Genomic DNA, 20,883 nt, shown 5'->3' on the forward strand with positions numbered 1-20,883 from the left:
CGCTCTCTCCCCTTCAGACCATGTTCGGCTTCCTCAAACAGGTCGGTGATTACACCCGGGATGCAGTCGATGCAGCCCGGAATCTGGCCCAAGGCTTTTCGGTCACGTTTGACCACATGCAGCGCCGTCCGGTCACGGTGCAGTACCCCTACGAGAAGCTCATTCCCTCCGAGCGTTATCGGGGCCGGATTCACTACGAATTCGACAAGTGCATCGCCTGTGAGGTGTGCGTCAGGGTGTGCCCGATCAACCTTCCGGTGGTCGACTGGGTGATGAACAAAGCCACGAAGAAGAAGGAGCTGCGCAACTACTCCATCGACTTCGGCGTTTGCATTTTCTGCGGCAACTGTGTCGAGTACTGCCCCACCAACTGCCTCTCGATGACGGAGGAGTACGAGCTGGCCGCTTTTGATCGCCACAGCCTCAACTACGACAACGTTGCCCTCGGACGCCTTCCCACCAGCGTCACCACCGATCCCTCGGTCGTTCCCCTGCGTGAACTCGCCTATCTGCCGGCGGGCGAGATGGATCCCCACGGTGTTGCTGCCGATCGCCCCCGGGCTGGCCAGCTGCCCTCACAGGTGTTGGAGACCCTCACCCCTCCCGCCAAGCCGGCTGCCAAGAATGAGGGACAATCCTCCAGTGAGGCCAAGGAGGGCGACGCATGACCATCGCGACAACCACCGAGCTGATCTGTTTTCTGGTGCTGTCCGCCGTTGTGGTGATCGGCGCTTTGGGTGTGGTGCTGCTCAGCAACATCGTCTATTCCGCCTTCCTGCTGGGCGGGGTGTTCACAGCCGTTGCAGGGCTCTACCTGCTGCTGAATGCCAGTTTCGTGGCCATGGCACAGATCCTCGTGTACGTGGGCGCGATCAATGTGTTGATCCTGTTCGCGATCATGCTCGTGAACAAGCGGGAAGACCTCAAGGCCATCGCCAATCTCACCACGCGCCGTGCGGTCTCCGCTGGCGTCTGCGCCGGTCTGCTGGCGTTGCTGGTTCGTGTTGTGGTCACCACCCCCTGGTCGTTGCCCGGTCCTCCCGCTGTGGGTGAAGAAGCCACGGCTCGCATCGGTGAACACCTGTTCACCGATTACCTGTTGCCGTTTGAGGTGGCGTCGGTACTGCTGTTGATGGCCATGATCGGCGCCATCGTGCTGGCCCGTCGTGATGTGTTGGCCACCGATGTGGTGACCGGTGAGGTGGCCGATCAAGGCCTGATTGAGAAGGCCCGTACTCCCCTGCTGATGAATCGAGCGGACTGATGAGCGATTTTCTTGCCACGCTTCCATCCCTGCAGGCCTACCTCTTGGTGGCGGCCATGCTCTTTTGCATCGGTGTTTGGGGCCTGATCAACAGCCGCAATGCGGTGCGCGTGCTGATGAGCATTGAGCTGATGCTCAATGCCGTGAACATCAACCTGATGGCTTTCTCCTCCTTTGTGGATGGTGATTTGATTCGCGGCCAGGTTTTCGCTGTCTTCGTGATCACGGTGGCCGCCGCTGAGGCAGCCGTCGGTCTGGCGATCCTGCTGTCGCTTTATCGCAATCGCGTTACCGTCGACATGGAGCAGTTCAACCTGCTGCGCTGGTAACCCCCGCACACCTGGGTCATGCGTCTCGATCGGGTCTGGGTGATCTATCGGGCCGACAGCCAGCCTGCCCAGCGTGAAGCCAGGCAATGTGCCAAAGAGCTGAAAGCTCTGGGCTCCCACGTGGTCACTGCGATGTCGGGGCCGCGGGTGAATCCTTTCCCCGGCTTGCTGGCTGTTGAGGAGTCGTTTCCAGACCTGGCGCTGGTGCTGGGGGGGGATGGCACGGTGCTCGGAGCTGCTCGCCACCTGGCGGTGCATGACATCCCGATCCTCAGCATCAATGTGGGAGGCCATCTGGGCTTTCTTACCCACGACCGCCGTGTGTTGCGCGGCGATCAGATCTGGCAACGCCTTCAGGACGATCAGTTCGCGATCGAACGGCGCATGATGCTTCAGGCGATGGTGGATCGCCGCTCTGCAGAGGACCGTGCGGCCTCCCCCGGTCTGCTGCAACAGCCGGATTTGGAAGACGATGAAGAGCACCACTGGGCCTTCAACGACTTCTACCTCCGGGCCTACCGCGATGAGATTTCGCCCACCTGCACCCTGGAGCTCGAGATCGATGGGGAAGTGATCGACCAGGTGCGTGGTGACGGTCTGATTCTCTCTACCCCCACGGGGTCCACCGGGTACGCCCTTGCGGCAGGGGGGCCCATTCTTCATCCCGGCATCGATGCCATCATCGTCGCCCCGATCTGCCCGATGAGCCTCTCCAGCCGAACGCTGGTGGTGCCGCCCCGGGCCAGGTTGGCGATCTGGCCGCTGGGGGCTGGGGATCACCGCATCAAGCTGTGGAAGGACGGTGTGGGCTGCACGGTGCTCGAACCAGGAGAGTGCTGTGTTGTTCAGCAGGCGCGCCACCATGCCCTGATGGTGTTGCTCAATCAAAGCCCGTCGTATTACCGAACCCTGTCCCACAAGCTGCACTGGGCGGGAAGCCTGCATGCGGCTCAGCCCTCGCAGAATTGATCCATGGCCCTTGAGATTGAACGGCGCTTTCTGGTGCGGTCAGATGCCTGGCGCAGCAGTGCTGGCCCGGCACAGCCCCTGCGTCAGGGCTACCTGGCCGCCAGTGCCGAAGGTTTGACGGTGCGGATGCGCCTGCGTGGCACGGATCAGGCCTGGCTCACCCTGAAGGCTGCTGCTGATGCCGTTGGCCTGGTGCGCCACGAGTTCGAATATCCGATCCCCGTGGCGGATGCCGAAGCCCTCTGGGATCTGGCGCCCCACCGCCTGGATAAAGTCCGCTACGCCTTGGATTGCCCTGGTGGTGACTGGGTGGTGGATTGTTTCCAGGCTGAGAACGCTCCCTTGGTGCTGGCGGAGGTGGAGCTGGCATCGGCCCAGGAGGATCTGCATATTCCGCCCTGGTGCGGAGAGGAGATCACCGGAGAGTCCCGCTGGAGCAATGCGGTGCTGGCCCAGCATCCGGTTCAGTCCTGGCCCGAGGAGCAGCGTCGCCGTTTTGGCTGGTCCTAAGACCAGACTGGATTTTCCTACAGGTTTCCTTTAGATTTGAGGTGTTCTGATCGGTGGTTCTATCCAGTGGTGGGTCTGTACGACACAACTGGAATGCTTCGCTTCGCGGGATCCAGCGTGGAGGCCTGCATGGAATACGCCACGCTGTTTCAGATTCCTGTGGGTCCTACCTCTCTGCAAAGCCTGCCGGAGCCTGTCAGCTCCACGATCAGGCTGAGGGGGGATCGAGTTCTGGAAGGACGCAACAGTTGAAGCCGTCTCGGCAGATCTTGCCGTTGTCCATGGCCCAATTGAGCAGTGCCACCCGGTTCTTGGACCCGGTCTTGGTGAACACGTTGCTCACATGGTTGTCTACCGTTCGTTTGCTGATGGTGAGACGGTCAGCGATTTCCTGATTGGTCAGTCCTTCGGCCACGAGCTCGATGATCTCGATCTCCCTAGCAGAAAGGGAGATCTCCAGAGGATCGGTACCGTCGAGGGAGGACATGGGTGACCACCGTTGGAGTCATGCTAGTCCGGACCACCGGTCTGATCCTGCATAGTGGGCCGGTGAAATGGATCGAGATTTGAGGACGGCGCTGCAGCGCGCAATTGAGGCCGGGGATCAGGTGCTCACGGCCGAGGTGATGCCTCCGCGCGGAGCCGATCCGACGCACATGCTGGCCATGGCCGCATCGCTGCAAGGCCGTGTCCATGCGGTGAATGTGACCGATGGCAGTCGGGCCGTGATGCGGATGAGCAGCCTCGCCTCCTGCAAGTTGCTGCTTGAGGCCGGTCTGGAACCGGTGTTGCAGATGGCCTGCCGGGATCGCAATCGCATCGCCCTTCAGTCCGACCTGCTCGGGGCCCATGCGCTGGGGATCCGCAACCTGTTGTGTCTCACTGGTGATCCGGTGCGGGCGGGTGATCAGGCGGATGCACGGCCGGTCAATGAGTTTGAGTCCGTGAAGCTGTTGCAGCAGGTGGAAGCCCTCAATCGGGGCGTGGATCCAGTGCAGGGCACCCTGCCGGATGGGGCGACCACGCTGTTTGCGGGGTGTGCCGCTGACCCACAATCCAGGAGTTGGAGCGGTCTCCAGCGTCGGTTGCAGCGCAAGCAGGCGGCGGGAGCCCGCTTCGTTCAAACCCAGATGGTGATGGACCCTGAAGCGCTCGAGCGCTTCCAGCGCGAGCTGGCCGGCCCCCTGGGTCTGCCCGTGCTCGCTGGCGTGTTCCTGCTGAAGTCAGCCAAGAATGCCCGGTTCATCAACCGCGTTGTTCCGGGAGCCTGCATCCCCGATGCGTTGATCCATCGGCTTGAGTGCGCCGAGAATCCAGCCATGGAGGGCGTGGCCATCGCCGCTGAACAGGTGAAGCGCTATCTCGGCATCGTGCGTGGTGTGCACCTGATGGCGATCAAGGCGGAGGAACGCATCCCGATGATCCTTGATCTCGCCGGACTCAGCTCGCTGCCTGGGTGAGGTCGGTACCCAGCAGCTCCGCCATGGCTTTCTGCTGGGGTGAAGGCTCCACCAGGTCCTGACGACGGGCATCGGTGATCAGCCAGTCGAGGGAGGCCTCCTGCAGGTCGAAGTGATCGCCGTCCTTGCCCACGCAGTAGCGCCCGAACACCAGTTTCTCCAGCAGCTGCACGCCGGGGCCGATGCGTGAGTAGTCGAAAATGATCGAGTTGTCGACCGTGGCGCCCTCACAGATGTGGCAGCTGGGGCCGATCATGGTGGGACCAACGATGGTCGCGCCATCTTCGATCTTGGTCATGCCGCCCACGTAGACGGGGCCGCTGACGTTGATCTTGTCCCAGTTGGCGGCCACATTCAGACCGGTGTAAACCCCGGGGCGCACTTCCTTGCCGGGGACGCCCACCTGACGAACGTCACCCATCAACACGCTGCGGATGGCTTGCCAGTAATCGGGAACCTTGCCGATATCCACCCATTCGAAATCCATCGGGATGGCATAAAAGGGGGCACCGAGCTCGGCCAGTTTCGGGAATAGATCCGAGCCGATGTCGAAGGACTGCCCCGAAGGGATGTGCTCAAAGATCTCCGGCTCGAAGATGTAGATGCCGGTGTTGATCGTGTCGCTGAGGGCTTCGTCGACGCTGGGCTTTTCCTGGAAGCTTGAGATTCTGTTCTGGTCATCGGTGACCACAACGCCGTAGCTGCTCACCTGATCCTTGGGGACCCGTTTGGTGACGAGGCTGGCGATCGCACCCTTTTCCCGGTGCTTGCGTACCGCTTCGCTGAGATCAAGGTCGATCAGCGCATCTCCGCAGAGCACCACGAAGGTGTCGTCAAAGAAATGCTGGAAATCCTGGATTTTTTTAAGCCCGCCAGCGGATCCCAGGGCACTACCGATCAGTTCACCGTCTTCAATCCGTCCTTCAAAGCTGTAGGCAATCTCAACCCCGAAACGCTGGCCATCTCGGAAGTAATTTTCAATCTCTTCGGCCAGGTGGGAGACGTTCACCATCACTTCTGTGAAACCGTGCTCCTTGAGCAGTTCCAGCAGAAATTCCATCACCGGCTTCTGCAGGATCGGAATCATCGGCTTGGGGATCACATGGGTGATTGGTTGGACCCGCGTCCCCTTACCAGCCGCCAGAATCATCGCCTTCATTGGCGTTTGGTCCGGTCAATACAAGGTAGTGACCATAGACCCGGTCTTAGGCCGCCACGACCGTCCGGGTCGGCGACGGATCTGGCACCTGAAGGCTGCGGATCGGCAGTTGCGTTGCAGTGCCACTCGCGGGGATGAATTTCAGTCGCAGCGGACCGTGCAGCCAACCCTCCTGCTCCAGCTCAACCCGGCCTTGGGAGGAGAGAAACAGCAGGGCCCAGAACACCCCGACGCGGTCACGGTCCAGGTCCGCGGCGGCGGCTACCTCCCAATGCTCCACCAGTTGATCGAAGCCCACCCAGTCCAGGGCGGTCTCCCAACCGTTGAGAAACACTCCTAGTGCTGCGGTTGTTTCCGGAAGCTTTTCGCGGTGGGCCAGCCCTGCCACCTGGGCGATGGCTTCACGGTTGCTGTAGCGCTTCTGCCGTTTACGGCGGCGTGCCTCGAGTTCGTCTGATTCCAGCTGCTCGGCAATCGATTCCAGCTGTTCGATCAGCTCCCCAAGGGTGACGGGGCGACGTAACGGCGGTGGCGCCACGGGACGCCGCTGCAGATGGCGTTCCGGCCGTCGGGGTAGATCAAAGGCCGGATCCAGCCAACCTTGCTCATCGAAGTCGGCGTCAAAGTGATCTTCGACTTCGGGAGGTGGCGGAAGCATGCTGGTTTCGAGCATCTCCGCCTTGAGGCCCACCAGCACGGAGGCGGCCAGGAAGGCTTCGCTGCTTTCCGCCAGGTCCCGCTCGTAGCTGCCCCCCCGTCCGGTAAGGACGGCTGCCACCTGCCCGGGAACTTCGATGCGTTGCCGGAGTTGATCCAGAAAGCCGTCGATGACGGCGATTACATCCACATCCCAGGGATCGAGATCTCCCCGCTCCGCTGCGTCTTGTAGCAGCCGAATCGCAAGGCGAGCTCCAGCATCAGCGCCGTCTTTGGGGGCCACCTGGAGCAAGTCAATTCACCCTTTCCCGGAAAGGTATCGGCCCCAAACCGTTGTTGCCAGTGCTGCCTTAAGCCGCACTGCTGGCATCGGTGACCTCTGCTTCATCGCTGTCGTCGCTCTCAGCGCTGCTCGCGCTCACGGTGGTCGCGGGGAGGAGACCCAGCTGGGTTTCAACGGTGGAGCGGTAGCGGTTGAGGTCGGTCTCCAGTTCCTGGATGCGCACCTGCTGTGCTTCGTATTCGTTCGCCTTGCTGAATTGTTCAACGTTGTTGAGCATGCCGGTCCAGGCGGCGAAGAACCAGGCTGAGACGGCTCCCATTCCCGCTGCCAGCAGCAGAAGACCCGCCAACGGCAGGGTGTACTCGACCCCGGGCAACACGTGAACCGTCGTGGGATTGGTGTTCGCCAGGGTGAAGAACACCGTGATCAGGCCGAAGCTAAAGATCAGGCCGAAGTTGATCTGACGCATGGCAGGGGAGCGTTCCCCTGGAACCTACGGACGGTTGGGGGGGATGAATCGGAATCGATACGTGATTTATGACGCGCCCACGGCAGGGGCCTGGATGACCGCAGGAACCGGTGCCTGGCCTCGAATTAAAGGGGCCGTCGGTGAGATCACCTGTTCCATGGCACCCAGGTTGCGGTTTACCAGGGCTTCAATCGAGCTGCGGTAGCTGTCGGTCATCAGCTTGGGGTAGAGCCCGATTCCGATGATCGGCACCAGCAGGCAGCCAATGATGTACACCTCGCGCGGCTCTGCATCCACGAGGTTGGTGTGGGACACCAGCTCCTCCTTCTCTTTGCCGAAGAAGATTTCCCGCAGCATCGAGAGCAGGTAGATCGGTGTGAGGATCACGCCCACAGCGGCCAGCCCGCAGATCACCACGCGGAAAGGCAGGGTGTAGGCCTCATCCGTCGCAAAACCAGCGAACACCATCAATTCACTAACGAATCCGCTCATGCCTGGCAGGGCCAGGGATGCGAGGGCACACACCGTCCAGAGCGCGAACATGATTCGCATCTTCTGGCCAATGCCTCCCATCTCATCCAGCTGAAGGGTGTGGGTGCGGTCGTAGGTGGCACCCACGAGGAAGAACAAGCTGGCGCCGATCAAGCCGTGGCTGATCATCTGCAGCATGGCGCCACTGGTGCCCAAGGCACTGAAGCTGCCCACGCCGATCAGCACGAAGCCCATGTGGCTGATCGAGCTGTAGGCGATCTTGCGCTTGAGGTTGCGCTGGGCGAAGGAGGTGAGGGCGGCGTAGATGATGTTCACCACCCCCAGCACGATCAGCAGTGGGGCGAACTGGGAGTGAGCTGCTGGCAGCAGCTCACAGTTGAAGCGCAGCAGGGCATAGCCCCCCATCTTCAGCAGGATGCCGGCCAAGAGCATGTGCACCGGTGCTGTGGCTTCGCCATGGGCGTCCGGCAGCCAGGTGTGTAGGGGCACGATCGGCAGTTTCACGCCAAAGGCGATCAAGAGCCCGGCGTAGCAGAGCAGTTGAAAGCCTGTGCCGAAGTCTTTGGCCGCAAGAACGGTGTACTCAAAGCTGGGGGTGCCGCCGCCGAAGAAGCCCATGGCCAGAGCGGCCAACAGGATGAACAGGGAACTGCCGGCGGTGTAGAGGATGAATTTGGTGGCGGCGTACTGGCGTTTCTTGCCGCCCCAGATGGCCAGCAGCAAATACACCGGGATCAGTTCCAGCTCCCAGGCCAAGAAGAACAGCAGCATGTCCTGCACGGCAAAGACGGCGATCTGGCCGCCGTCCATGGCCAGCAGCAGGAAATAAAACAAGCGTGGCTTGAAACTCACCGGCCATGCCGCCAGGCAGGCCAGGGTTGTGATGAAGCTGGTGAGCAAAATCAGCGGCATCGACAGCCCATCGGCTCCCACCGCCCACGTGAGCCCCAGATCGGGAAGCCAGCTCACCCGTTCCGACAGCTGCAGGCCGCTCAGGCTGGGGTCATAGCCCGTGAGGTACGCCGCAACGGTGATCAGGAAGGTGATCAGCGTCACGATCAGGGCGTACCAGCGCACCTTCTTGCCATCGCCTTCGTCAGGAACGAGGGGAACCAGCAGAGCACCCACGATCGGCACCAGGATCGAAAGGCTCAGCCATGGCACTGTGGCCTGCACCGGCTCGCCAAGTCCGGCGACTGCGAATTCGAACACTCTGTGAATCCGACCCTTACTGGTTGGATCGTAGAAATCATGGCCGCTGTGTCATCACCTCGATAGGCGATGACACACATGGGCGATGGGATCTAAGCGATTGGGCCGCCGATCACGCCGAACAGCACCACTAGGCCGATCACGCCGGCGAACACAATCAGGGCATAAAACTGGGCCCGTCCGGTCTCGAGATATTTGAGACCTTCTCCGCTGCCGAGGGTGAGCAGTCCGGTGAGGTTCACCACGCCGTCCACCACTTTGGCGTCCACCTCGAGCACCTCCCGCGCCAGTTTGCGGCTACCCCGCACAAACAGCTTGTCGTTCACCACATCGAGATACCACTTGTTGGCGAGGAAGGCATTCACCGCCGGGAATCGGCTTGCTACAAGTTGCCCCAGATCGATCCGACGCAGGGCATAGGCCAGAACAGCCAGGGTGATACCGGTAACGGAGATGGCCACGGAGGCACCCGCCAGGGGCAGAAACTCGCCCCAGCTGAACTGTTCGGCCATTTCGCGGGCTTCTTCGGGATTGAGAAGGCCTGCGAAGCGGCTGTTCCAGGGGGTGCCCAGCAGGCCAATCAGAACAGAAGGCACCGCCAGAACCGCCAAGGGTGCCGCCATCGGCCAGGCCGACTCATGCACGCTGCCGCCATGGGCGTGGTGCTCGGAAGGATCTTTGCCGGCTGCGGTCAGCAGCTGGGCCTGCATGGCGGTGTCATTGCCGCGGAACTCCCCTTCAAATGTGAGGAAATAGAGGCGGAACATGTAGAAGGCCGTCATTCCCGCCGTCAGGAAGCCCACCACCCAGAGCAGCGGGTAGCTGTTGAAGGCTTGACCAAGAATTTCGTCCTTGCTCCAGAAGCCAGCCAGGGGGGGGATGCCACTGATGGCGATGCAGCCGATGAAGAAGGTGATCGAGGTGACGGGCATCTTCTTGCGCAGGCCTCCCATCAGGCGCATGTCCTGGGCGAGAACGGGCTCGTGGCCCACCACCTCCTCCATCGCGTGAATGACAGAGCCTGATCCCAGGAACAACATCGCCTTGAAGAAGGCGTGGGTCACCAGGTGGAAGATGCCGGCAACCGGGGCTCCGCAACCCATGGCCAACATCATGTAGCCGAGTTGAGAGACGGTGCTGTAGGCCAGACCCTTCTTCAGGTCCATTTGGGTGAGGGCAATGGAGGCCCCCAGGAAGCAGGTGATCGTGCCAACAACGGCGATCACGGTTTGTACGACGGGGAACTGGGCGTAGAGGGGATCGAGGCGGGCGACCAGGAACACCCCTGCGGCCACCATCGTGGCGGCGTGAATCAGAGCAGAGATCGGCGTCGGACCCTCCATGGCATCTGGCAGCCAGACGTGGAGGGGGAATTGGGCCGACTTGGCCATCGGACCCATGAACACCAGCAGACAGAGCAGCAGTGCTGCCCATGGCGCAACCGTTCCGGCGGCTAGGCCGTTTTGCAGGCCATCGGCGATTCCTTGGAAATCGAAGCTTCCGGTGGCCCAGAACAGGCCAAGGATGCCCAGCAGCAGGCCGAAGTCACCAACCCGGTTCACCACAAAGGCCTTCTGAGCAGCGTGGGCAGCACCGTCGCGGTCATACCAGAAGCCCACCAATAGGTAGGAGCACATGCCCACCAGTTCCCAGAAGACGTAGATCTCCAGGAGATTGGGGCTGATGATCAGTCCCAGCATGGAGCTGCTGAATAGCGCCAGGTAGGTGAAGAAGCGCACATAGCCCTTGTCGTGGGCCATGTAGCCGTGGGAATACACCAGCACCAACAGGGCGATGGTGGTGACCAGCGCCAGCATCACCGCCCCGAGTGGATCCACCACGTAGCCCATCGGCAGAACGAAGCTGCCGGCACTGGCCCAAACGAACAGATGCTCGACCGGCGGGGCGCCGTTGAGCTGGTTGAACAGGATGCTGTAGCTGAGGACCGCAGCTGCGCCTACACAGGAGATCAACAGCAGCGCAACGGGTTTGCGCAACCGGTTGATCGTGCGGTTGAAGCTGATCAATCCCAGCCCGGTCAGCACAGCGCCGAACAGGGGCAGAACGGGAATGAGCCAGGCGAGTTCCTCGGCCGAGGGCATCCGCTAAGAGCAGGTTGAAGCGAGTGTAGGCAGCTCAGCCCAGCAGGTTCTGGAGTGCTGAATTGCGCATCAATTCGGCAGCCGTCGGAATGAAGCGATGGGCCCACCAGAACACGCCGACGGCGATGGCGATGCCCAGTTGCGCCGGTCGGATGAATTCCTGCCACTGCAGCTGCTGACGTCCATCCAGCACCGCAGCGAAGGGCACGATTGAGGTACTGGCCTTGAGCTCTTCAAAGGCCTCGCCGAAGCGGGCCTTCAGGCGCCGGTCGCCATGCCAGACGGCAAAGAGGTGATGGCCGATCAGGCCCACGCAGGTCACCAGCATGAAGCTGCTGCCGATCCAGAGGGCGTGGGTGAGGCACCAGAGAATTTGCCCGATGGCCTGGGGATGGCGGCTGATGCGGATGATCCCTGTGGCGTAAAGACGCACCTGCGGTTTCAACACCGCCGGGATCTCCAGCAAGTTGTAGGTGGCTGGATAGAGGAAGAGGAAGCTGATGGCGGTTCCGATCCAGACGAGCGGAATCACCCCAGGCACGCCCTGGAGATTCCACAGCCGAACTCCGTCGTAGCGATGGGCCAGAAACCATCCGATCACCACAACGGCCGAGGGAATGCTGGCCGCCGCGAAGATCAGACGCCAGGCCCGTGCTCCGATCACGGCTTCAGCCCGGCTGCGCAGCGCAGCCCCACCGCTGTGAATCACTGCAAACAGGATCAGCAGCACCAGCATCACGACGCTGCTGTGGTGGGTGGAGGCCATGGCGGCTGCGTGGGAAGGGCGTGATTCTGGCTGGCGGACGTGGCGGTCCTAAATTTCCGTTGTTCCTCCGGGTGTTCCGCGGTGGCCGATCTGCCGTTCACCCTCGACCAGCTGCGGATCCTTCGCGCGATTGTCAGTGAGGGCAGCTTCAAGAAAGCCGCCGACAGTCTTTACGTCACCCAGCCCGCCGTCAGCCTTCAGATCCAGAACCTGGAGAAGCAGCTGGAGGTGTCGTTGTTTGATCGCGGTGGGCGCAAGGCTCAGCTCACCGAAGCTGGTCATCTGCTGCTGAGTTACTGCGACCGGATCCTCAGTCAGTGCCATGAAGCCTGCCGGGCCCTGGATGATCTCCACAACCTCAAAGGCGGATCCCTGATCGTGGGGGCAAGTCAGACCACCGGCACCTATTTGATGCCCCGGATGATCGGCTTGTTCCGCCAGAAATATCCGGAGGTGTCCGTGCAGCTCCAGGTCCACAGCACCCGACGCACGGGCTGGAGTGTGGCCAACGGTCAGATCGACCTGGCGATCATCGGTGGTGAATTGCCGGCGGAACTCAATGAACTGCTGCAGGTGGTGCCCTACGCCAGTGATGAGCTGGCGTTGGTGCTGCCGGTGAAGCACCCCTTGGCCCGGCTGGCTGAGCTCACCAAGGAAGACCTGTATCGCCTGGGCTTTGTCTGCCTCGATGCGCAATCCACCACCCGCAAGATGGTCGACCAGCTTCTGGCTCGCTCCGGCCTGGATGTGCAGCGTCTGCGCATCGAAATGGAGTTGAACTCGCTCGAAGCCATCAAAAATGCAGTTCAGGCGGGCCTGGGTGCCGCCTTTGTTCCCGTTGTGTCGATCGAGCGGGAGTTATCGGCGGGCACGATTCATCGCCCCCAGGTGGCTGATCTGCAGGTGCGCCGCCAGCTGAAGCTGATCACCCATCCCGCCCGCTACTGCTCACGTGCCTCGGTGGCCTTCCGCAATGACGTTCTGCCCGTCTTCGCCAGTGCTGACAGCCCGATTCGCCAGGCAGCGAAAGTCGTGCCTGAAGCGATCGGGGAGCAACTGGTTCAGAACTGATCGGCCTCTGGTGTTACGCCCACAGCGTCGTCTGCCACGCCTCGGGTCAGGAATTTGTTCTCACTGATATCGGTTTGGTAGACGCATCGCACCACGGGCTTGTCCCGAACGGAGCCGATGTAGGCAAAAGTATTCATCCGCTGTTTGCACTCACGCTCCTGCACGGCGGTGATGGCCCCCTCCTTGCGCAGCACTGACCAGTTTTCTCGACGGATCACGCAACCCGGTTGCAGTGTTGGCTGGGTCACAAAGCTGCTCGAGGGGTTGAGCGTCGTGTACATCTCGATGTCCATGACGAAGGCGCTCGCACCCCACTGCCGGCAGAACTCCGGGTCGGGCACGGCCATGTCCAGTTGCTGGGAGCTGGCAATGTTTCCCTGGTCGCCCTGGGTGGTGCTGGTGACAGCGCTGCCGATGCCGATCCCCACCACGAGAACCCCTGCCAAGACGGCCACGGTGAGGGTGCTGAATTGAAAGGGGCCCTGACCCCCTCCGCCCCCTGGTGGGGGGGCTGGAGGACGGCCGTATCCACCACGGGGCGGAGCGTCATAGCGATCACGCTCACCGCGGTCGTAGCGGCCATCCCGCGGTCGGCGGCCGCCGCGGTCGTAGCGCGAGCCGGTCACAACAGTTCAGGGGTGCGGGGCAGGCCCATGGAGAAGTTCTGCACACGGCCATCCGGGTTGTAGCTGAGTTCTCCGGCTTGGAGCAGTTGCCGGATGAATCCTTCCAGGTCCGTACCAATACGGCGCAGGGTGTAGTCACTCAGTTCGCCGCCGGCCGCGGCATCCACGAGTTCCTTGAAGCGTCCCTGCACCTTGGCGAGGCTGGCGGCATCCCACAGAAATTCGTTGTCGGGATCAAGATCCAAGGTCAGCTGGTCATCCGAAGGAACCAGATCCTCGTCCTGAAGCGCTGCTGTGAACAGGCGCACGTGGCGGGTGGTGCACTTGAGGAGGGTGTCAGCCAAGACGCGCCCACGGGAAAGCTGACACGACTTTAAGAAGCGAACGGGGGGCAAGCCCTTTTAAGGTTGGTTTCACTTTCGAGACGGCCGCATGCGCGTCGCTATTGCCGGAGCTGGTCTTGCAGGACTCTCCTGTGCCAAATACCTGGCGGATGCCGGCCACACCCCCATAGTTGTGGAAGCCAGGGATGTTCTTGGCGGCAAGGTGGCGGCCTGGAAAGACGAGGACGGCGACTGGTACGAAACCGGCCTGCACATCTTCTTCGGGGCTTACCCGAACATGCTCCAGTTGTTCAAGGAGCTGAACATCGAAGACCGGCTGCAGTGGAAGAGCCACTCGATGATCTTCAATCAGCAGGAGGAACCAGGCACCTACAGCCGCTTCGATTTTCCTGATCTGCCAGCCCCTGTGAATGGTGTGGCCGCGATCTTGGGAAACAACGACATGCTGAGCTGGCCTGAGAAAATCAGCTTCGGCCTGGGCCTTGTGCCTGCGATGCTCCGGGGTCAGGGGTACGTCGAAGAGTGCGACAAGTATTCCTGGACCGAGTGGCTGCGGGTCCACAACATTCCCGAACGGGTGAACGATGAAGTGTTCTTAGCGATGAGCAAGGCCCTGAATTTCATCGATCCCGATGAAATCTCTGCCACGGTTGTGCTCACAGCACTCAATCGTTTCCTGCAGGAGAAGAACGGCTCCAAGATGGCTTTCCTCGATGGCGCTCCGCCGGAGCGCCTTTGCCAGCCGGTGGTTGAGCACATCGAATCACTCGGAGGGGAAGTGCACCTCGACAGCCCTCTGCGGGAGATCAAGCTCAATGAGGATGGTTCTGTAGCTGCCTTCCACATCGGCGGCTTAAAAGGCAAGGAGAGCTTCGACCTCACCGCTGATGCCTATGTCAGTGCATTGCCAGTGGATCCTTTCAAACTGCTCTTGCCAGAGCCCTGGAAGCAGATGGAGGTCTTCCAAAAGTTGGATGGGCTTCGGGGTGTGCCCGTGATCAACCTGCACCTCTGGTTCGATCGCAAGCTCACCGATATCGACCATCTGTTGTTCAGCCGCTCGCCGCTGCTCAGCGTGTACGCCGACATGAGCATCACTTGCAGGGAGTATGAAGACCCCGACAAGTCAATGCTCGAGCTGGTGTTTGCTCCTGCCAAAGACTGGATTGGTCGTCCCGATGAAGAGATCATCGAGGCCACCATGGGCGAGCTCACAAAGCTGTTCCCGATGCATTTTGGTGGTGAAAATCCCGCCACACTGCGCAAATACAAGGTCGTGAAGACGCCGTTGTCTGTCTACAAAACGACCCCTGGTTGTCAGCAGTTGCGGCCCGATCAGACCACCCCAATCAAGAACTTCTTCCTGGCGGGGGATTACACGATGCAGCGCTATCTCGCCTCGATGGAGGGTGCCGTTCTCAGCGGCAAGCTCTGCGCTGGTGCAGTGGACCGCAAGACAGGTCTGCTGGCATCATCGACCTCTTCCAGTGAGCCTGTGACGGCCTGAGCCATGCCCCTCGCCTCCCCGGATCTCGACGCTGCCTTCGAGGCCTGCCGTCGGGAGACCGCCGAGTGGGCCAAGACGTTCTATATCGGTACGTTGCTTCTGCCTCCGGAGAAGCGGCGTGCCATCTGGGCGATCTATGTCTGGTGCCGGCGCACGGATGAGTTGATGGACAGCCCGGAGGCCCAGGCGCGTCCGGTGGAGGAGCTTGCCGAGCGGCTGGATCGCTGGGAAGAGAAGACCCGAGCCCTGTTCGCTGGCCGGATGGAGGACGACTTGGATGCGGTGATGGTGGACACCCTGGAGCGTTTTCCCCAGGGTATCCAGCCCTATCTCGACATGATTGAGGGGCAGCGGATGGACCTCACCTGGACCCGCTATCCGCGCTTCGAAGACCTCAAGCTCTACTGCTATCGCGTTGCAGGCACCGTTGGCCTGATGACCCAGGGGGTGATGGGTGTCGATCAGGCCTACACCTCAGCCCCCTGGAGCGACTGTCCCGACACCTCTGATGCTGCCGTCGCCCTTGGGATTGCCAACCAGCTCACCAACATCCTCCGGGATGTGGGGGAAGACCGTGGCCGTGGTCGCATCTATTTGCCGCAGGAAGATCTCGAGCGTTTCGGCTATTCCGAGGAGGAGCTGATGGCTGGAACCCTCAACAACTCCTGGCGTGCATTGATGCGATTCCAGCTGGAGCGGGCTCGCGATTGGTTCGCTCGCTCCGAAGCCGGAGTGCGTTGGCTGTCCGCTGATGCCCGCTGGCCGGTGTGGACGTCCTTGCGGCTGTACCGGGGAATCCTGGATGAAATTGAGCGCGTCGATTACGACGTGTTCAATCACCGTGCCTACGTGGCCAAGGTCAACAAGCTGCTTGATCTGCCCCGTTCGTTCCTGTTGGCTCAGTCGCGCTAAAAACCCCTGCCGGTCATACCGGCAGGGGTTGATCAGCTGTTTCCTTCAATCAGATCAGCGACGGATCAGACCGCCGTCTTCTGGTTGCCCAGGAGATCCTTGAGCTTGGAGAGTTCGCCAGCCCAGCGGGGGTCTGGAGCGCCCTCGCTCTTCGCATCGCTGTGAACAACCTTGTTCACGGCCTTGCGAGCCACTTGAGGCTGGCCGGCTGCATTGGGGGCTCCGCGACGGTTGCCACCAGCATTGTTGTCGCGACGTTCGGAGCGCTCGACCCGCAGAGCGCTGCCACCGAACTCCTTGCCGTTCAGCGCTTCGATCACGGCATCGGCCAGTTTCGGATCGTCCACGTTGGCGAAGCCAAATCCGCGACATGCACCGGTTTCACGGTCGAGAACTGTCTTGAACCGGATCCCTTCTCCCACCGACTTGAGCAGAGCCACCAGCTCCTGTTCTTCAAAGGTCTGCGGCAGGTTGCCGATGTACAGGCGGATGCTCATGAAGGAAAGAAAATGCGATCTGTCGGTGTCTGACCGTCATCATTGACACCTGCAAAGTTAATCACAGAGCCTCGCTTTCACGGGTCAAGAAATGTTTGGCCTCCTTCAGCGCCTCGCTGGGAGTTTGGATGCGCCCAAAAGCATGTTCAAGCTTCAGATGATGCAGCAGGCGTCCGAGACGGGGCCCGGGTTCGACCTCCAGGGCCGTGAGCAGGTCGTTGCCGTCGATCGGGCTTCTGGGGTGAAACAGAGGGTCCTCAGCGTCCCTCCATCGCCGCAGCCAGATCTTTTTCTCGGGCATGGGCATTTGCAGGGCCAGGGCGGGGAGATCCCCTTCCAGTTCCTCGTGCAATTGCAGTCGATCGCTTTCGGGTAGCGACTCCGGTGCCTGACCGATGCGTTCCTGCCAGAGCCGCAGCCGTTTGCAGCGCTGGCGCAGGGCGCGACTGGCTCGGAGTTGGCTGAGGCCCTCATCGCTGACCAGGGCCGTCAGGCGCGCCAAGGGCACAGCCGCAGCGGCTTCCTCTTTGCTGAGGCCTTCGATGTCGCTGGGCGTGGGAGGTTGCCCTCCGGCCGCCCAGGGGTGCAGCAACGGCAGGCTTGTTAGGGCTGCGATCGCCACGTCGGCGTGGTCGCCCCTCACCAGGCGCTGCAGCTCCGCCAGGATTCGCTCCGGTGCCGCTTCCGGAAGCCGTGCGGCGTGGCGCTCGATCCAGCCCATGGTCTGGCTGGAGATGGTGAGCGGGATTTCCGCCATCAGCCGCAATCCCCGCAGCAGCCGTAGAGGGTCATCGGTGAGGTTGGCTTCCGAGACGGCCGTTAGGTACCCCTGCTGGAGATCGCTCAGTCCCCCTGTGGGGTCCCACAGCTCTCCCCAGGGCTGGAGCGACACGGCGATGGCATTGAGTCGGTAGTCGCGCCGCCAAAGGTCGTCTTCGATGCGGTCACCGTCCTGTCGGGCGATGTCGACCGTCCAGCCTCCAATCACCAGCCGAGCAATGCTCCGTTCCGCATCGAGCACCACACAGGTGCCTTGGAGCTCTTGGGCCAGGGCCTGGGTCAGAGCGATGGCATCCGACGGGACAACAAGGTCAAGATCCGGCTGCTCCTGGAGACGGTCCAGCAAGCCATCCCGCACGGCCCCACCCACCAGCGCTGTGCCCTCGGGAAGCCGTGCCAGGGGGAGAGGCCACTGGGCTGGCGCCAGTCGCGTTTGCAGCTGGTCAAGCAATGCGTCGCCGGAGCCTTCGGCCATCAGAATGGGGGAGTGAACGGCCTTGGGAGGCATGTGCATCTGCGTGGATTGCAGCTGGGTCGACCGTTGTCAGGCCTATCACGCAGTTGAGCGTCAGCATGGTGTTCCGCATTTGGCGGAGACACCGGATTTTGAGCCAGATGGGCCTCGCATTCATGTCTCGGTGATGGATCTCCCCGATGGCCAGGCCGGTATTGAGTGGGATGTGCGTTCCTGCTCCAGCTTTAAGGCGGATCCAGGACGGTGGCAGCGTTGCCGTCCTGGACAGGAGCTGCCCCGATGACCGCCCTGCCACTCCTGCTGGCCTTGCACAGTTGTTCTGACTGCTTCGGCATGGCGCTGCTGGATCCCCAGCAGCCTGGGGCAGAACCCCTGGTGCAGGTCCATCCGGATGGCCGGGGCCTTTCCAACAGGTTGATTTCGCGGGTTCAGTCGCTCCTCCCGCCTGAGCGTTGGCCCCAGTTGCAGGGCCTTGCTGTAGCGACGGGACCCGGCGGCTTCACCGGCACCCGCCTCACTGTGGTGATGGCCCGCACCCTGGCGCAACAGTTGGATTGCCCCCTGCTGGGGGTGAGCAGTTATGCCCTGATGGCGCCACGATTGGAGCGGCAACTGCCCCAATCCATCCAAGGGGAACCGTTCTGGATCACCCAGGAGTTGCCCCGGCGGGGGGTGGTGGGTGGTGAGTACCGCATCACCTCTGGGCAGGTTCACGAACTCAGCCTGCCAACCCTGCTGTCGCAGGGGGCATCTCCCCAGCCCGCCGTTGAGGCGCAACTGGATGTGGCAGCTGATGTGGTGCGGTTGCTGCAGCTGTTGCAGCGCAGCCATGCTGCCGGGGCAGTGATGCCCTGGGCTGAGGTTTTGCCGATCTACCCCACCTCCCCTGTCGGACAGGTCTGATGGCGGGCGTGCGTACAGGGCTTCTGCTGGGTGCTGGTCTGATGGCCTGGCTGTTGGGGCCCGGACCGCTGTCGCCCTATCGGCGGGCTCTATTGGATCGCAGCCCGCCGCAGCTGGTGCTGGTGCTCGGGGGGGATGTGGACCGGGAACGAATGGGTGCCCGGTTGGCGCGTCAACTCGATCTACCCCTGCTGGTGAGCGGTGGCAGCAACCCTGAGTACGCCGAATGGATGCTGAGTGAGGAGCGCTTCAATCCCGAACGCGTCACCTTGGATTACCGGGCCCGTGACACCCTCAGCAACTTCACGTCAGTGGTGGATGAGCTGCAGGCGGACGGCATTCGCCACGTGCTGCTAGTGACCAGCGAAGACCATCTGCCCCGCTCCATGGCGGTGGGCCAGGTGGTGGCGGGCAGCCGTGGAATTCAGCTCACCGGCGTCCCCGTGGCCTGCCGTGAGGACTGCACCCGCGAGGGGCGTCTCAAGCAATGGAGTGATTGGGTTCGTGCGGTGGCGTGGGTGATGACCGGTCGCGACCTCAGGGATGCTGCGGACCCTGATCCAGCAGGGCGTTGATCCGTTCCTGCAGCAGGGCGGTGGTGGCATCCAGATCGGGCCTGCGGCGACTGGCCGGGGCTGGGATGGGGTCGCCGATCCGCAGCTGAATCGGCACCAGGCGCGGCCAGCTTCGCCCAGTGCCCAAAGCGCGGTGGCTGTTGCAGATGGCCACAGGCAGCAGCGGGGCTCCCGTGCGAGCCGCCAGCAGGGCCGCTCCGGGGAGTGGGTTGTTGATCCGGCCGTCGCTTTGGCGGGTGCCGTCCAGAAACACGCCGGTGGCCCAGCCCTCTTCCAGACGCGCCGTTGCGGTGCGGATCGCTTCGCGGTCGCTGGCACCCCGCCGCACGGGGTAAGCACCACAGGCCCGGATCACGCGTCCCAGCAGTGGGATGTTGAACAGTTCCGCCTTTGCCATGAAGGCCACGGGGCGCCCCAGGGCATGGCCCAGCAAGGGTGGGTCCAGGTGCGACCCATGGTTGGCCACCACCACGAGGGGCCCTTGCATGGGCACTCTGTTGTTGCCGGCGGTCGATCCACGGAACAGAAAGCGGAAGACCGGGAACACCAGAAGGTTGCTGACCAGCCGGTAGGTGAAGCTCGGTTTGGGGGTGCGGACGAGGCTGGAGTGACTCACTGTCCGAGGTCCCCCGCCCCGGAGATCTGGGCGGTGGTGACACCGCTCATGCTGCGTTTCGCCAAGCCACTGAGGACGTTGCCGGGACCGATTTCCACCAGGGTGTCCACGCCGCTGTCGGTCATCGCCGTCATGGTCTCGCGCCAGCGCACGCCGGTGGTCATCTGCTGCTTAAGGCGCAGTTTGAGCTCGTCCGCGCTGGTGCTGGCGCTCGCGGCGCTGTTGCTGAGCAATGGCACGCGGGCATCGAGGAAGGGCACGTTGTCCAGCTCGGCGGCGAAGCGTTCAGCCGCTTCCGCCATGAACGGGGAGTGGAAGGCTCCGGAGACGGCAAGAGGGATGGCGCGCTTGCATTTCAGAGCCTCACTCACGCTCTGCACGGCCTCTGGAGCTCCGGAGATCACCACCTGGGCATCACTGTTGTCATTGGCGATGCTGACGCCGTCCGTGGAGGCCACCAGGTCGTCCAGCTGAGTGCGATCGAAGCCGATCACAGCCGTCATGGCGCCGCCCCCAGCGTTCGCCATCAGTTCTGAGCGGGTTTTCATCAGCTGCAGACCGGTCTCCAGCCCAAACACCCCTGCGCTGTACAAAGCAACGAGTTCGCCCAGGCTGTGCCCGGCCACCAGCGCAGGCTCGCGGCCTTGCTGCTGAAGGTTGTCGGCCAGCACCGATTCGATCACGAACAGGGCGGGCTGGGTGTTGCGCGTGTCGTTGAGGTCATCGGGTCCATCACCACCACCGCTTTCCCCCTGGCAGATCGCCAGCAGGTCGCGCCCCAGCAGCTCGGAGGCCATGGCGAAACGCTCGCGGCTGCCATCGATGCTGAGCAGCGCTTCTGCCATGCCCACCTTTTGAGAGCCCTGACCGGGAAAGACCCAGGCGATCGCCATTGCTGTGTTCTG

Annotated in this window: 25 protein-coding genes; 12 read left to right on the forward strand and 13 right to left on the reverse strand. The window is 62.2% G+C overall.

From position 1 onward, the window contains the following. Positions 1-20 precede the first annotated feature (20 nt). The 5 genes from ndhI to Q3Y53_RS03100 are packed head-to-tail and all read left to right on the forward strand — an operon-like array spanning position 21 to position 3,072. On the forward strand, positions 21-668 hold the full coding sequence (gene ndhI / locus Q3Y53_RS03080; RefSeq protein ID WP_303532668.1) for an NAD(P)H-quinone oxidoreductase subunit I: 648 nt from the start codon (positions 21-23) through the stop codon (positions 666-668). Continuing rightward, a complete protein-coding gene (locus Q3Y53_RS03085; protein ID WP_226424488.1) occupies positions 665-1,264 on the forward strand; it encodes an NADH-quinone oxidoreductase subunit J in 600 nt (199 codons plus the stop codon). Before ndhI ends, Q3Y53_RS03085 begins: the two co-directional genes overlap by 4 nt. Further along, positions 1,264-1,593: an NADH-quinone oxidoreductase subunit NuoK gene (gene nuoK, locus Q3Y53_RS03090; protein WP_038552705.1), complete on the forward strand. Its 330-nt coding sequence runs from the start codon at positions 1,264-1,266 to the stop codon at positions 1,591-1,593. The genes Q3Y53_RS03085 and nuoK overlap by 1 nt, the downstream gene beginning before the upstream one ends. 18 nt (positions 1,594-1,611) lie before the next feature. Beyond that, positions 1,612-2,562 (forward strand): NAD(+) kinase, encoded by a 951-nt coding sequence (locus tag Q3Y53_RS03095; RefSeq protein WP_226424487.1) that lies wholly within the window; start codon positions 1,612-1,614, stop codon positions 2,560-2,562. Between the two features lie 3 nt (positions 2,563-2,565). Then, complete coding sequence (locus Q3Y53_RS03100) at positions 2,566-3,072, forward strand: CYTH domain-containing protein (RefSeq protein WP_303532681.1); 507 nt, start codon at positions 2,566-2,568, stop codon at positions 3,070-3,072. Between the two features lie 208 nt (positions 3,073-3,280). Here the strand turns inward: Q3Y53_RS03100 and Q3Y53_RS03105 are convergent, their stop codons facing one another. Beyond that, a complete protein-coding gene (locus tag Q3Y53_RS03105) occupies positions 3,281-3,559 on the reverse strand; it encodes a helix-turn-helix transcriptional regulator (RefSeq protein WP_303532684.1) in 279 nt (92 codons plus the stop codon). A 67-nt stretch (positions 3,560-3,626) separates the two neighbouring features. Here Q3Y53_RS03105 and Q3Y53_RS03110 point away from each other — a divergent pair, with 67 nt between their 5' ends. Next, on the forward strand, positions 3,627-4,532 hold the full coding sequence (locus tag Q3Y53_RS03110) for a methylenetetrahydrofolate reductase (RefSeq protein ID WP_226424484.1): 906 nt from the start codon (positions 3,627-3,629) through the stop codon (positions 4,530-4,532). Here Q3Y53_RS03110 and Q3Y53_RS03115 read toward each other — a convergent pair. From Q3Y53_RS03115 to Q3Y53_RS03140, 6 genes are all read right to left on the reverse strand, one after another. Further along, positions 4,513-5,691: an NDP-sugar synthase gene (locus tag Q3Y53_RS03115; protein ID WP_226424483.1), complete on the reverse strand. Its 1,179-nt coding sequence runs from the start codon at positions 5,689-5,691 to the stop codon at positions 4,513-4,515. The genes Q3Y53_RS03110 and Q3Y53_RS03115 overlap by 20 nt on opposite strands. Positions 5,692-5,737: 46 nt before the next feature. Then, positions 5,738-6,640, reverse strand: coding sequence for a segregation/condensation protein A (locus Q3Y53_RS03120; protein ID WP_226424482.1), 903 nt, complete (start codon positions 6,638-6,640; stop codon positions 5,738-5,740). 58 nt (positions 6,641-6,698) lie between these two features. Continuing rightward, positions 6,699-7,100, reverse strand: coding sequence for a lipopolysaccharide assembly protein LapA domain-containing protein (locus Q3Y53_RS03125; RefSeq protein WP_226401032.1), 402 nt, complete (start codon positions 7,098-7,100; stop codon positions 6,699-6,701). A 66-nt stretch (positions 7,101-7,166) separates the two neighbouring features. After that, complete coding sequence (locus Q3Y53_RS03130; RefSeq protein WP_226424481.1) at positions 7,167-8,804, reverse strand: NAD(P)H-quinone oxidoreductase subunit 4; 1,638 nt, start codon at positions 8,802-8,804, stop codon at positions 7,167-7,169. A 92-nt stretch (positions 8,805-8,896) separates the two neighbouring features. Further along, positions 8,897-10,906, reverse strand: a complete 2,010-nt coding sequence (locus Q3Y53_RS03135) for an NAD(P)H-quinone oxidoreductase subunit 5 (RefSeq protein WP_303532692.1) — start codon at positions 10,904-10,906, stop codon at positions 8,897-8,899. Positions 10,907-10,940: 34 nt separating this feature from the next. Continuing rightward, positions 10,941-11,672, reverse strand: coding sequence for an NnrU family protein (locus Q3Y53_RS03140; RefSeq protein ID WP_226424479.1), 732 nt, complete (start codon positions 11,670-11,672; stop codon positions 10,941-10,943). Between the two features lie 81 nt (positions 11,673-11,753). Between Q3Y53_RS03140 and Q3Y53_RS03145 the strand changes: the two genes are divergently transcribed. After that, positions 11,754-12,743 carry a LysR family transcriptional regulator gene (locus tag Q3Y53_RS03145; RefSeq protein WP_226424478.1) on the forward strand — a complete coding sequence of 330 codons (990 nt, stop codon included), beginning with the start codon at positions 11,754-11,756 and terminating at the stop codon, positions 12,741-12,743. Here Q3Y53_RS03145 and Q3Y53_RS03150 read toward each other — a convergent pair. Both Q3Y53_RS03150 and Q3Y53_RS03155 read right to left on the reverse strand, forming a co-directional pair. Continuing rightward, positions 12,734-13,369 carry a DUF3172 domain-containing protein gene (locus tag Q3Y53_RS03150; protein WP_303532695.1) on the reverse strand — a complete coding sequence of 212 codons (636 nt, stop codon included), beginning with the start codon at positions 13,367-13,369 and terminating at the stop codon, positions 12,734-12,736. The two genes, Q3Y53_RS03145 and Q3Y53_RS03150, sit on opposite strands and share 10 nt — an antisense overlap. Continuing rightward, positions 13,366-13,713 carry an NAD(P)H-quinone oxidoreductase subunit M gene (locus Q3Y53_RS03155; protein ID WP_226401042.1) on the reverse strand — a complete coding sequence of 116 codons (348 nt, stop codon included), beginning with the start codon at positions 13,711-13,713 and terminating at the stop codon, positions 13,366-13,368. Before Q3Y53_RS03155 ends, Q3Y53_RS03150 begins: the two co-directional genes overlap by 4 nt. Positions 13,714-13,801: 88 nt before the next feature. On the opposite strand from Q3Y53_RS03155, the gene pds reads away from it, so the two are divergent. Continuing rightward, positions 13,802-15,220 carry a 15-cis-phytoene desaturase gene (gene pds, locus Q3Y53_RS03160; protein WP_226424476.1) on the forward strand — a complete coding sequence of 473 codons (1,419 nt, stop codon included), beginning with the start codon at positions 13,802-13,804 and terminating at the stop codon, positions 15,218-15,220. A 3-nt stretch (positions 15,221-15,223) separates the two neighbouring features. Then, positions 15,224-16,132, forward strand: coding sequence for a phytoene synthase (locus Q3Y53_RS03165; RefSeq protein WP_226401044.1), 909 nt, complete (start codon positions 15,224-15,226; stop codon positions 16,130-16,132). 65 nt (positions 16,133-16,197) lie between these two features. Here Q3Y53_RS03165 and Q3Y53_RS03170 read toward each other — a convergent pair whose 3' ends face one another. Next, on the reverse strand, positions 16,198-16,629 hold the full coding sequence (locus tag Q3Y53_RS03170; RefSeq protein ID WP_226401045.1) for an RNA-binding protein: 432 nt from the start codon (positions 16,627-16,629) through the stop codon (positions 16,198-16,200). 61 nt (positions 16,630-16,690) lie between these two features. Further along, positions 16,691-17,923, reverse strand: coding sequence for a CCA tRNA nucleotidyltransferase (locus Q3Y53_RS03175; protein ID WP_368506430.1), 1,233 nt, complete (start codon positions 17,921-17,923; stop codon positions 16,691-16,693). Between Q3Y53_RS03175 and Q3Y53_RS03180 the strand changes: the two genes are divergently transcribed. The 3 genes from Q3Y53_RS03180 to Q3Y53_RS03190 are packed head-to-tail and all read left to right on the forward strand — an operon-like array spanning position 17,916 to position 19,362. Then, positions 17,916-18,167, forward strand: coding sequence for a Ycf34 family protein (locus tag Q3Y53_RS03180; protein WP_226424473.1), 252 nt, complete (start codon positions 17,916-17,918; stop codon positions 18,165-18,167). The genes Q3Y53_RS03175 and Q3Y53_RS03180 overlap by 8 nt on opposite strands. Beyond that, positions 18,164-18,787, forward strand: coding sequence for a tRNA (adenosine(37)-N6)-threonylcarbamoyltransferase complex dimerization subunit type 1 TsaB (gene tsaB / locus Q3Y53_RS03185; protein WP_303532699.1), 624 nt, complete (start codon positions 18,164-18,166; stop codon positions 18,785-18,787). The genes Q3Y53_RS03180 and tsaB overlap by 4 nt, the downstream gene beginning before the upstream one ends. Next, positions 18,787-19,362: a YdcF family protein gene (locus Q3Y53_RS03190; protein WP_303532701.1), complete on the forward strand. Its 576-nt coding sequence runs from the start codon at positions 18,787-18,789 to the stop codon at positions 19,360-19,362. The genes tsaB and Q3Y53_RS03190 overlap by 1 nt, the downstream gene beginning before the upstream one ends. Here Q3Y53_RS03190 and Q3Y53_RS03195 read toward each other — a convergent pair. Together Q3Y53_RS03195 and fabD are read right to left on the reverse strand one after the other, a co-directional pair. Beyond that, on the reverse strand, positions 19,325-19,978 hold the full coding sequence (locus Q3Y53_RS03195) for a 1-acyl-sn-glycerol-3-phosphate acyltransferase (protein WP_226424470.1): 654 nt from the start codon (positions 19,976-19,978) through the stop codon (positions 19,325-19,327). The two genes, Q3Y53_RS03190 and Q3Y53_RS03195, sit on opposite strands and share 38 nt — an antisense overlap. Further along, positions 19,975-20,871: an ACP S-malonyltransferase gene (fabD, locus tag Q3Y53_RS03200; protein WP_226401062.1), complete on the reverse strand. Its 897-nt coding sequence runs from the start codon at positions 20,869-20,871 to the stop codon at positions 19,975-19,977. Before fabD ends, Q3Y53_RS03195 begins: the two co-directional genes overlap by 4 nt. Between the last annotated feature and the right edge of the window lie 12 nt (positions 20,872-20,883).

It is taken from the genome of Synechococcus sp. YX-04-1, from assembly GCF_030546365.1.
In the GTDB taxonomy this organism is placed as follows: Bacteria; Cyanobacteriota; Cyanobacteriia; order PCC-6307; family Cyanobiaceae; genus Parasynechococcus.